This is a genomic window from Methylophilus sp., assembly GCF_035460085.1.
Lineage (GTDB): Bacteria > Pseudomonadota > Gammaproteobacteria > Burkholderiales > Methylophilaceae > Methylophilus.
Genome location: NZ_DATHWZ010000013.1, coordinates 1 through 10,433 on the forward strand (window position 1 = coordinate 1; position 10,433 = coordinate 10,433).

The window sequence follows — 10,433 nt, forward strand, 5'->3', positions numbered from 1 at the left end:
AGCCACGGTGTGTGTGGCTTGTCAGGGCGAGTTTCGTTGGACGCCCACGTTGATGAGCAACGCAGGAATTAAGCGGAAGCTAGGGTGCCCTTTCTTTTGGTTACTTATTCTTTGGGCAAGCAAAGAAAAGTTACTCGCCGAGTGGCGAAAAAGGGATATCACATATATTTAAATAGTCTCTTGCCTCAAACCCAATTTAGAAATACAGATTGTTTCCAAAGCCGACAACTATCAACACCTACTCCACAATATAGCTATGACAACGACGACTGAACGCCAACCAAAAATCCTAAAATTAATTGTAATATCTATAACTGTGTCATTGTGCCAACAGCAGTTTTTCAAAATCGAAACATTATGAGCAACGAATTCTATTTCAACCTGATTCTTTTCTTTTTAGTTGCCATCATCGGCCTTGAACTAGTGGCAAAAAGGTTGCGCTTGCCACCCGCCGTTGCCCAGCTAGTCGGCGGTGCCGTCATTGCCTTTTTTCCCGGGTTGCCTGCGTTCGAGATTGATCCTGCCCTGGTGCTGGTAGTCTTTCTACCGCCATTGCTAATGGAAGGTGCTTATTTCACGGTCTGGCATGAATTCCGCCGTCATCTCTCGGGCATCCTGTTACTCGCAATAGGGGCTGTGTTATTCACTACACTGGTGGTAGGCCTCGCTTTGCATGCATTCAACCCGGGCCTGCCCTGGGCCGCATGTTTTGCGCTGGGCGCGATTGTGTCCCCACCGGATGCGATTGCCGCCAAAGCCGTGTTGCAGCGGGTAGCGCTGCCACGCAAGTTGCTGGTATTGCTGGAAGGCGAAAGCCTGCTCAATGATGCCACTGGCCTGGTGCTATACAAGTTTTCCATCGCAGTGATACTGACGGGCATTTTTTCCATGCAAAGTGCGTTGGTAGAATTTGTATGGCTGAGTATAGGCGGTGTGTTGCTGGGGGCGGTGTTTGGATACCTGGTTTACAAACTGCTCCGCTATCTGGAAGATACTTCACTCATGATTCTGGCTTCAGCGCTGCCGGGATGGATCTGTTATGTGGTTGGCGAATACCTTGAAGTGTCCGGCGTGATTGCCACTGTGACTTACGGCATGATACTGGGCTGGTATCAGCACGAAATCATGACCGCCACCGCCCGCAGGCGCGGCAGTGCTTTCTGGGACATTATGATTTTTATTCTGGAATCGCTGGTGTTTATCCTGATTGGACTTTCCCTGCGCGGGGTATGGGAACGGATCGAGCATGCCGAGAAGTCGTGGGGTGCTTATAGTATCGAGGTATTGCTGGTGTTGGCTGCGGTCATCATTTCGCGGTTCGTCTGGATATTTGCAGTGGATGGCCTTGCCAGCTTGTTTAAACATCAATCGCACAAGCCGCATTTGCAGACCAATTGGCGCGAATCATTTGTCAAAAGCTGGGCGGGTATGCGTGGCGTGGTGACGCTGGCGGCCGCGTTGGCAGTACCGGCGCAAGTGCCCGGTCGCGACCTGATGCTACTTTCCGCGTTCGCCGTTATTTTAGTGACGGTGCTGTTTCAGGGGACCACCATAGGCTGGCTGATTCGCGTGCTGGATATTAAACACACGGCCAATGAGCAGGTCTATTTAAACGAGCCGCAAACCTGGGCCAAGCTGGAAGCAGCCCAATTTGCGGTGGTGAAAGCGCTGGCACACGATGAATCCGGAAAAGTAATTCACCCGCGCTTGCTGGAACAATATGGATACCGGGCCCATTTATCGCATACCTTGAAAGACGCGCATACGCTGCCAGAAGATGTGCGTAAAGCGCATTTTAATGTGGTGCTCGCGGCGGTGGCGGCAGGGCGCGAAGAGTTGCTCAAGTTGCATCGCTCAGGCCAGATTCATGATGAGCTGCTGCATATGATGGAGCGCGACCTGGACATCCAGGAAATTGCAGCCTTGCATACCCGCGGCTAGTTTTAGAGCAATCAGGCGTGAATCCACATTTTTTGTGGATAACTTTTAAGGTGAGCTGTGGGTGAAAGCCGTAACGCACTGATCCTACAAGGGAATTCAGCGGTGCTTAAAATAAGGGCTTAATGCAGCATTCGCCATAAATTGCTTCTGCTGGGTTTACATATTGTCGGCACGCAAAACCCGGCGTAGCATAGAGTGACTATAGGGTTAGGAGACGGTGATGAAAAAGAATTTTTATATTGATTATCCGCAAGAGCATTTTGAAGGGCATGCACATCGTTATCGTTGCGCATTCTGCAAACAGGAGACTACTAAAATCAACGGTCGACTGGAAGGCCATTTGCCGGATTGTGAATATCGCCTCTTGCTGGAAAAAGCCGGTTTTGAATGTAACACCAGCAAATTCAGGTCTAATCTGGATACCACTGACGAAGAAGATTAGCGCTGGCTTTCCCAAGTTACAGCCAATCACGACAATACTCATGACTGAGATCTGAGCTATGACCACATTTACCCCTTGGCAATCGCTGGTCGGCGGGTTGCTGATTGGTTTTTCCACCCTGTTATTAATACGCTGGCTGGGTAAAGTCGCCGGCATCAGCAGCATTGTCGGGCAACTCTGGTCAAGCAAACCCGCTGACCTTGGCTGGCGGCTGGCATTTGTGATTGGCCTGCTGGTTTCCCCGTTACTCTACCAACTATTCTCGCCATTACCGGCCATGCAGATTGAAGCTGGCTTACCGTTACTGATTGTGTCCGGGTTGCTGGTGGGTTTCGGCACGCGCCTGGGGTCAGGTTGCACCAGCGGGCACGGCGTGTGCGGCTTGTCGCGATTGTCATTACGTTCACTGGTCGCCACACTCACATTCATGCTGGTGGCTATTGTTGTGGTGTGGGTCACCCGCCACTTATTGAATTCTTAAGGAAATCCTGCATGGCGAACTTGATCGCATTATTAGCAGGGCTGGTGTTCGGCTTAGGCCTGATCATTGGCGGCATGACCAACCCGGCTAAAGTATTAGGCTTCCTGGATATTGCCGGTGACTGGGACCCTTCACTGGCGTTTGTCATGATAGGTGCGATTGCCGTTGGCTTTTTTGCATTTCGCGAGGCCAAACAGCGAAAGTGGAGCGTGCTGGGTTTTTCTATCGATTTGCCTGAGCGTACAAATATTGATCAACCTTTAGTGATAGGTGCGGTGTTATTTGGTATTGGCTGGGGCCTGGCCGGTTTTTGTCCCGGCCCCGCAGTTGCCGCAGTCTTGATCGGCGGCAGTCCGGTCTGGCTATTCGTCGCCAGTATGCTGGCTGGAATGGGGTTGTATACCCTGGCGACTAAATTGAGGTGGTTGTAATTAAAAATCAAAGCGGCTTTTCACAGTAGATTCAGTACTCACCCAGACCAAAATAGAATTGCCGCGATAGCTTTCGTGCTAAAACCGGATGCATATAGATGCCTTTATTGCAAAATAAAAGCTTTTTTAACACTATTAAATTTCCCACAAGTCATACCTAGACTATTCATACATACACTCATGTATGTTAGGATGTTTTCGATAAAGATGAGACCCCGCCGCAGGGTTTCGCGCACCAGCCGCATATCTGTGGCCTTAAGTCAGATACCAAGGAACTTACCTGATGAAACTGAATATCAATGGCAAAGAAACAGAACTGAAAGTCAGCGATGATATGCCCATTTTGTGGGCTATTCGCGATGTCGCCGGACTGACCGGCACCAAATTTGGTTGCGGGATGGCGATGTGTGGGGCCTGTACCGTGCACCTGGATGGGCAGGCTATCCGCTCATGTGTGACGCCGGTGAGCGCTGCCGTTGGCAAAAAGATCACAACTATCGAAGCCATGCAGGAAGATAAAGTGGGCAAGGCGGTGCAGACTGCCTGGCAGAAAATTGATGTGGTGCAATGTGGATATTGCCAATCTGGCCAGATCATGTCTGCCACTTCTTTGCTCAGGCAAAACCCGAAACCCAATGATGCCGATATCGATGCCGCCATGAGCGGCAATATCTGCCGTTGCGGTACTTATCAACGTATCCGTGCAGCGATTCACGAAGCTGCCGAAAAACTGGCTTAAGGAGAGACCACATGAACGATATGATTAATCTCTCCCGCCGTGGATTTATCAAAAGCACTGCCCTGGTCGCGGGTGGTCTTGTGGTGGCATTCAGTATTCCGCAAGCCAAACGGTTTATGGGCGTGGCCAATGCCGCTGAAGCACTGACATTGCCAGCGCCGAATGCATTTTTGCGAATTGGTAAAGACGATAGTATTACCGTGATGCTGGCCCACAGTGAAATGGGGCAGGGCATCTGGACCACATTGCCTATGCTGATTGCCGATGAACTTGATGCCGACTGGAGCAATATCAAGGTTGAGCATGCACCTGCAGCGCCTTCTTATGTGCATACCGCGTATGGCATCCAGATCACCGGGGGATCTTCTACCACCTGGTCAGAGTTTGAGCGGTACCGCCAGGCAGGCGCGTTAACCCGCGCATTGTTGCTGCAGGCGGCAGCCAAACAGTGGAAAGTGCCCGTAGAGGGTTTGCGCACTGAAAATGGCTATGTCATCAATGGCACGCAGAAATTAAGCTATGGGCAGCTGGTAGAAACGGCCAGCGAGCTGGAAACACCGAAAAACGTCGCGCTGAAAAAACCGGAACAATGGAAATACATAGGCAAACCAACCAAACGCCTGGATAGCGCCGACAAGATCAACGGCACCGCCAAGTTCGGCCAGGATGTGCAGTTTGATGGCCTGAAAATCGCCATGGTGGCGCGTGCGCCAGTGTTTGGCACCAAACTCAAATCCTATGATGACAGTGCTACCCGCAAAATCCCCGGCGTCATTAAAGTGGTGCAAGTGCCTACTGGTGCCGCGGTGATCGCCGATAATTACTGGGCTGCCAAGCAGGGCCGTGAAGCACTGAAACTGGTGTGGGACGAAGCGGCGCATGAACGGCCGGATACTGCACAATTGCTCAAGCAATATCAGGCATTGGCACAGAAGCCTGGTACGCAGGCGGCCAAGGCAGGGGATATTGCCAGTGCCAGCAAAAAGGCTACGCAAACCGTGAGCGCTGAATACGTGCTGCCGTTTCTTTCGCATGCGCCTATGGAGCCACTCAATTGTGCAGTGAAAATCTCAGGGGATGGTTGCGAGATATGGACCGGAACCCAGATGCAAACCACTGACCAGGCGTCAGCCGCCAAAATCCTGGGCCTGAAACCGGAACAGGTGAAAATCCATACGCAATTCCTCGGTGGCGGCTTTGGCCGTCGGGCCAATCCGCGCGCAGACTTTGTTTCTGAAGCAGTGGAAGTCGCCAAGGCAGCGAATATGCCGGTGAAAACTGTGTGGAGCCGTGAAGATGATATCAAGGGTGGTTTTTACCGCCCGATGTTCCTGCACCGCGCCAGTATCGCGCTGGATAAACAGGGTAAGCCATTGTCATGGCAACACACACTGGTGGGCCAGTCCATTATCAAAGGCACCCCGTTTGAGGGTGTCATGATCAAGGATGGTATTGATGCGACTTCGGTAGAAGGCGTTGCCGATTCACCTTATGTCAAAGGCACTGCCAATCACCAGGTGCACCTGCATTCCGTACAAAGTGATATCCCGGTATTGTGGTGGCGCTCGGTAGGCCATAGCCATTCCGGTTTTGTGATGGAAAGCCTGATCGACGAACTGGCGCACGCGGCTAAACAGGATCCGCTTGCCTACCGTCGTCAGCTATTGAAAGATCATCCACGTCACCTGGCGGCCCTCAACCTGGCTGCGGATAAGGCCAGCTGGGGCAAGTCATTGCCTGCCGGCGTATTCCGCGGTATTGCGGTGCACGAATCCTTCGGCAGCTATGTGGCACAAGTGGCGGAAGTCTCCGTCAAAGAAGGTGAAGTCAAGGTGCATCGCGTAGTGGTGGCCATTGATTGTGGACTGGCAGTGAATCCGGATGGTGTGCAAGCACAGATGGAGTCGTCAGTCGCCTATGCGCTGGGCGCAGCCTTGACCAGCGAGATCAGTTTCAAGGACGGCAATGTCGCGCAATCCAACTTTCATGATTACCAGGTGTTGCGCATGAAAGATATGCCTAGAGTAGAAGTGCACATTGTGAAAAGTCACGAGAAAATGGGGGGGGTGGGTGAACCTGGCGTGCCACCACTGGCACCTGCGGTGGCTAATGCCGTGTTTGCAGCGACCGGCAAACGCATACGCCGCCTGCCAATCGGGGATCAGTTAGCCTGATGCAATCTTCTGATCAGGAAGTGCTGCAACGCGCCAGTGACTGGTTGCAACAAGGCTATCGTGCGCATTTGTTCATCGTGATACAAACCTGGGGTTCTGCCCCCAGGTTGCCTGGTGCCATCCTGGTGGTGCGTGAAGACGGACACCTGGTCGGTTCGGTGTCCGGCGGTTGTATCGAAGATGATTTAGCCGATAAGGCCAAGCATCAAGAGCTACCCGCACAGCCAGCCATAATGGAATATGGCGTTAATCAGGCCGAGGCGCAACGGTTCGGTATACCGTGTGGCGGCCAGATCAAGATATTTTCCGAACCGCTTAATGATGCCTCGCAACTGGAACCCATGCTGGAAAGCCTGGCGCAACGTCGTTTGCTGAAACGTTCGGTGCATTTGCCAACCGGCGAAATCCGTCAGCAATATGTATTGCCGGAAGGGCAGCCTCGCCTGGAAAACGACTGGTTCCATAGTTATTTTGGCCCGCAATGGCGTTTGCTGATTATAGGCGCAAACCAGCTTGGCTCGGTCTTGGCTGCTATGGCACAAGCGCTTGATTTTCATGTCATGATTTGTGATCCGCGTGAAGAGATGCGCGAGGAATGGCATGTGGAAGGCGCCGACTGGTTGCCAGGTATGCCGGATGACGTGGTGCTTGAGATTGCCCCAGACCCGCATACTGCGATTGTTGCGGTCACCCATGATCCCAAACTGGACGATATGGCCTTATTGGAGGCACTCAAATCTGAAGCATTTTATATAGGCGCTTTAGGCTCGGTGAAAAACCAGGAAAAACGTAAACAGCGTCTGCGTACGTTTGATTTAAGTGAGCAGGAAGTCAACCGACTACACGGCCCGGTTGGCCTGCGGATTGGCAGTCGTACACCCGCTGAAATCGCGGTATCTATCTTGGCTGAGTTGATTCAGGAACGCTCGCAGGTACAGCAGGCAGGTATCCAGACTGTAGATATTGGTCGTGCAGTTGCCTGAAGATTGCTCGCCTGGAGGTTGGTCGTTCAAGCCTGGCCAGGCAGATCAGCCATAGTATCTATATCCCGCAAAATGCCTTCATCGTTACAAGGAAGTAACAATATCTCATCTTTATGCGCAAGCAGAATTTCGCGCGCGCCCTGATCTCCTTGAATTGTCAGCAGCGCGTCCGTAAACCGCTGCGAGAAACCTACCGGATGCCCTGGTTTACCATTGAAAACGGGTTGCACAATGGCGGCTGTCAATAATTGATCCGCAATTTTTGTGATGGTTTGTGGCTGGATGAAAGGCATATCGGCCAGTGCGATGACAAAACCCGAGGCCTGAGGGAATTTGGATTGTGCGGCCATTACCCCCAGTTTAAGATTGTCAGCCATCTCTGCATTTTCATGCTTGCTCAGCGCTACATGATAACCAAGTGCTGCCAACATGCCTTGCAAAGCCAGGTTTTCCTCACGCACTACCGCGACAGAATTCGGTAAAGCTTGCCGCAGCGCCTGTGCAGAAGCTCCAGCCACTGTTAATCCGGTATTGAGGGTATGCATTAATTTATCCTGCGCACCAAACCGGCGTGAAAACCCGGCAGCCAGCAAAATGCCCACAATGCCAGGATGCGCAACTGCTTCAGTTGTATCTTTTTTCTTATTCATTATTCAACCTTATCATTGTTGGCCATGGGATGAGAGCCAATAGATAAGCATAGTGTTTTGCCTGGGGTAGAGAAATTTAAGTGTTAGTTAATTCGTTTGCTTGAGCTTTGTGATTTGCTGTGCAATCAGCTCACCCTGCGCCTGGTCCAGTGACGAGACGGCAGGTTGCAATAACTCCAGCGCATTGAGGTTTTTTTGCACAAAGGCAATTCGCGACAAGGCCAGCATTGCGTCCAGGTCGCGCGCATTAATGGCATAAGCTTTTTTGAAATCTTTTTCGGCTTGTGCCAGCTCCATTAACCCTTCTTCAGCCAGTCCTAAAAAATACCAGGCGTCTGCCGATTCTGGTTCTTTGGTCGTCCACTGGCTGGCAATGGTTTTCAGGTTTGCCCATTCCTCGTTCTGGTAAGGAATGACCACTTGCATGAAATATGGCCTTTCTGTGATAGGCAATGCCCAGAAAGGTACTTCCATCGTTTTCAATGACACCACCTCCGGCGTTTCCATCAATTCTTTAATCCACTCTACGGGCAGACTATAGAAAAAGGCATGATGACCCGGGCTTTTGAAGGTGGTCAGGCCAATTAAATTGAAATTCTGGTCAAACAGGGCGCCGCCGCTGGAGCCCATCGCAAAAGAAGCACTCGAACGCACAATCTGGCTGCCATCATAGGGGTAGATGCCTTTGATCGTACCGTAAGAAGGTTGCGGTACCGGTGACCCAGCGGGGAAGCTCAACGTAAATACTTCTTCTTCATATTTAAGCGTTTTGCTCTCGCGCATCGGCACAGGTTTAAAAGGTAATGGGCTGAATTTAAGCAGGCATAAATCACGGCGCCAATTAGCCTTCAATGCGGTTGGCTGGTATCCATCGCGGAACTTGGCGATATTGGCACCATTGCTGTTGGCAATGACATGGCAATTGGTGGCAACATATTCCGGGCTGACAACCACGCCGGAACCACGCCCATTGGAACCATCGGGCATATCGGTAGTGACCATGACAATAGAATGCCCTAGCTCCAGTGTATCCACGATATCCGGCTGGGCGTGTGCGCCAGTGATATTCATGCCCATAGTCAAACATAAAAGCGCCACGATTGATTTCATGCAAGTCCCCGTAATCCGATGAATACAGCCTGTGAGTTTTTATGACTGCTTTATTTTATAAACGTTTTGTTACTGCCTCTTAAATAGTTAATTTTTAGCCATCCTGCGTAAGGGAATTCTTACAGGCAAATCGGACTTATCCTTCTTAAGACTACACCATGGCACCTCTACCATTTCACTTCAAGTAATAAATAAGAGTTATTCAAGATGCACAATTCAAAATCCTACATGGTTCCGAAGATGATTTTTGCCAACGTTTTGGCTGTGATTATGATGACGTTTGAAGGTCACGCACCGGCAGAAGTAAATGAAAAGCCGCAAAAAGTGGTTGGCGATCAATCCAGCCGCATTGGCAGTACGCAAGCCGTTGACATGATTAAAGTCGCCGATAACAACCAAAATGAGGTTACTACTGAGACTAAAGCTGAGAGAGAACCTGCTGTGGCCAAAAAACGTATGCACAATACTCGCCACTCAAACGCAAAAATGCCACACACACAGTTGGTGAAGGCAAAATCAGCGCCGGTTGATTGTTGCTTCCGCGGGTATCGTAGCTAGTAAAAGTGAATAGAGTTGATCCTCCAAAAGCCTCCTCGTGAGGCTTTTTTCTTGTCAGCATTTTTTATAAAGGTGTTTAAAGGTCATTCTTCTTGCGGCTAACTGTCAGAGGCAATACACTGGCAAAAAAATTCATAAAGAAAACACCATGTTCAAATCCTTTTTCCCTGATTCCCGCTGGTTCTGGCCTTCTGTTATTTTATGGGCGGTGATTTGCTGCGGAGTGTGGTTTCAGTTTTCTACAGCGATTGGCACCACGTTTGGCCTGAATATGGCTGAGAAAGAACCTGTGATCGGCCTTGGCCATTTTGTCACCGATCCTTTCAAACTGTTTTACGTCTATTATGCGGTCAGTGTCGCCATCTTTGCCCTGGTCTGGTTCACCTTGAAGCCGAGCCGCTGGCAGTGGTGGTCGATTCTTGGTTCTGCATTTATCCTTTTTTCTACCTACTATTCAGTGCAGGTATCAGTTGCAATCAACAACTGGCGCCGGCCCTTCTTTGATGGCGTGCAAGCTGCATTGTCGCCGAATTCAAAAGTCACTACCGCTGAACTGTATACGCTGATGTTGCAGTTTGCCGAGATTGCGTTCGTTGCGATTTTTATCTATGTGATCACGCGTTTCTTTGTCAGCCACTATATCTTCCGCTGGCGTACGGCGATGAATGAGTTTTACGTCAGCCAATGGCCGCAAGTGCGCAAGATTGAAGGTGCTTCACAACGTGTGCAGGAAGACACCATGCGTTTCGCTACCATTATGGAAGGCTTGGGCGTATCTATGGTAGAGGCCATCATGACACTGGTGGCTTTCCTGCCTGTATTGTGGAGCCTGTCATCTTACGTCAGTGAGTTACCGGTGTTTGGGGCGGTGCCTGCGCCGTTGTTCACTGCCGCGATTGCCTGGTCGGTCTTCGGGACGCTATT

At 50.7% G+C, this 10,433-nt stretch carries 11 protein-coding genes; 9 read left to right on the forward strand and 2 right to left on the reverse strand.

The window, feature by feature from the left end; translation table 11 throughout:
- The first annotated feature begins 357 nt into the window (after window positions 1-357).
- The 7 genes from VK958_RS02085 (at window position 358) to VK958_RS02115 (ending at window position 7,191) form a co-directional block, all read left to right on the forward strand.
- On the forward strand, window positions 358-1,941 hold the full coding sequence (locus tag VK958_RS02085) for a Na+/H+ antiporter (protein WP_325238631.1): 1,584 nt from the start codon (window positions 358-360) through the stop codon (window positions 1,939-1,941).
- Between the two features lie 220 nt (window positions 1,942-2,161).
- Window positions 2,162-2,383: a hypothetical protein gene (locus tag VK958_RS02090; protein WP_325238632.1), complete on the forward strand. Its 222-nt coding sequence runs from the start codon at window positions 2,162-2,164 to the stop codon at window positions 2,381-2,383.
- Window positions 2,384-2,441: 58 nt separating this feature from the next.
- Window positions 2,442-2,864, forward strand: coding sequence for a YeeE/YedE family protein (locus VK958_RS02095; RefSeq protein WP_325238633.1), 423 nt, complete (start codon window positions 2,442-2,444; stop codon window positions 2,862-2,864).
- Between the two features lie 11 nt (window positions 2,865-2,875).
- Complete coding sequence (locus VK958_RS02100) at window positions 2,876-3,295, forward strand: DUF6691 family protein (RefSeq protein ID WP_325238634.1); 420 nt, start codon at window positions 2,876-2,878, stop codon at window positions 3,293-3,295.
- Window positions 3,296-3,578: 283 nt separating this feature from the next.
- Window positions 3,579-4,034 carry a (2Fe-2S)-binding protein gene (locus VK958_RS02105; protein WP_055830245.1) on the forward strand — a complete coding sequence of 152 codons (456 nt, stop codon included), beginning with the start codon at window positions 3,579-3,581 and terminating at the stop codon, window positions 4,032-4,034.
- An 11-nt stretch (window positions 4,035-4,045) separates the two neighbouring features.
- On the forward strand, window positions 4,046-6,208 hold the full coding sequence (locus VK958_RS02110; RefSeq protein ID WP_325238635.1) for a xanthine dehydrogenase family protein molybdopterin-binding subunit: 2,163 nt from the start codon (window positions 4,046-4,048) through the stop codon (window positions 6,206-6,208).
- Window positions 6,208-7,191: an XdhC family protein gene (locus VK958_RS02115; RefSeq protein ID WP_325238636.1), complete on the forward strand. Its 984-nt coding sequence runs from the start codon at window positions 6,208-6,210 to the stop codon at window positions 7,189-7,191. The genes VK958_RS02110 and VK958_RS02115 overlap by 1 nt, the downstream gene beginning before the upstream one ends.
- A gap of 26 nt (window positions 7,192-7,217) precedes the next feature.
- On the opposite strand, the gene VK958_RS02120 is transcribed toward VK958_RS02115, so the two are convergent.
- Both VK958_RS02120 and VK958_RS02125 read right to left on the reverse strand, forming a co-directional pair.
- Window positions 7,218-7,841 carry a nucleotidyltransferase family protein gene (locus VK958_RS02120; RefSeq protein ID WP_325238637.1) on the reverse strand — a complete coding sequence of 208 codons (624 nt, stop codon included), beginning with the start codon at window positions 7,839-7,841 and terminating at the stop codon, window positions 7,218-7,220.
- An 87-nt stretch (window positions 7,842-7,928) separates the two neighbouring features.
- Window positions 7,929-8,951, reverse strand: coding sequence for a trypsin-like peptidase domain-containing protein (locus VK958_RS02125; RefSeq protein ID WP_325238638.1), 1,023 nt, complete (start codon window positions 8,949-8,951; stop codon window positions 7,929-7,931).
- A 207-nt stretch (window positions 8,952-9,158) separates the two neighbouring features.
- On the opposite strand from VK958_RS02125, the gene VK958_RS02130 reads away from it, so the two are divergent.
- The gene (locus VK958_RS02130) at window positions 9,159-9,509 is read left to right on the forward strand and encodes a hypothetical protein (RefSeq protein WP_325238639.1); all 351 of its coding nucleotides are present in this window, start codon (window positions 9,159-9,161) and stop codon (window positions 9,507-9,509) included.
- A gap of 148 nt (window positions 9,510-9,657) precedes the next feature.
- On the forward strand, window positions 9,658-10,433 hold a 776-nt coding region (locus VK958_RS02135; protein ID WP_325238640.1), incomplete at its 3' end, for an SbmA/BacA-like family transporter.

Bases quoted from the DNA above. Each gene is read 5' to 3' on its own strand.
- VK958_RS02125 (WP_325238638.1), bottom strand. From the start codon at position 8,951: ATGAAATCAATCGTGGCGCTTTTATGTTTGACTATGGGCATGAATATC.
- VK958_RS02100 (WP_325238634.1), top strand. From the start codon at position 2,876: ATGGCGAACTTGATCGCATTATTAGCAGGGCTGGTGTTCGGCTTAGGC.
- VK958_RS02090 (WP_325238632.1), top strand. From the start codon at position 2,162: ATGAAAAAGAATTTTTATATTGATTATCCGCAAGAGCATTTTGAAGGG.
- VK958_RS02120 (WP_325238637.1), bottom strand. From the start codon at position 7,841: ATGAATAAGAAAAAAGATACAACTGAAGCAGTTGCGCATCCTGGCATT.
- VK958_RS02085 (WP_325238631.1), top strand. From the start codon at position 358: ATGAGCAACGAATTCTATTTCAACCTGATTCTTTTCTTTTTAGTTGCC.
- VK958_RS02130 (WP_325238639.1), top strand. From the start codon at position 9,159: ATGCACAATTCAAAATCCTACATGGTTCCGAAGATGATTTTTGCCAAC.
- VK958_RS02110 (WP_325238635.1), top strand. From the start codon at position 4,046: ATGAACGATATGATTAATCTCTCCCGCCGTGGATTTATCAAAAGCACT.
- VK958_RS02105 (WP_055830245.1), top strand. From the start codon at position 3,579: ATGAAACTGAATATCAATGGCAAAGAAACAGAACTGAAAGTCAGCGAT.
- VK958_RS02115 (WP_325238636.1), top strand. From the start codon at position 6,208: ATGCAATCTTCTGATCAGGAAGTGCTGCAACGCGCCAGTGACTGGTTG.
- VK958_RS02095 (WP_325238633.1), top strand. From the start codon at position 2,442: ATGACCACATTTACCCCTTGGCAATCGCTGGTCGGCGGGTTGCTGATT.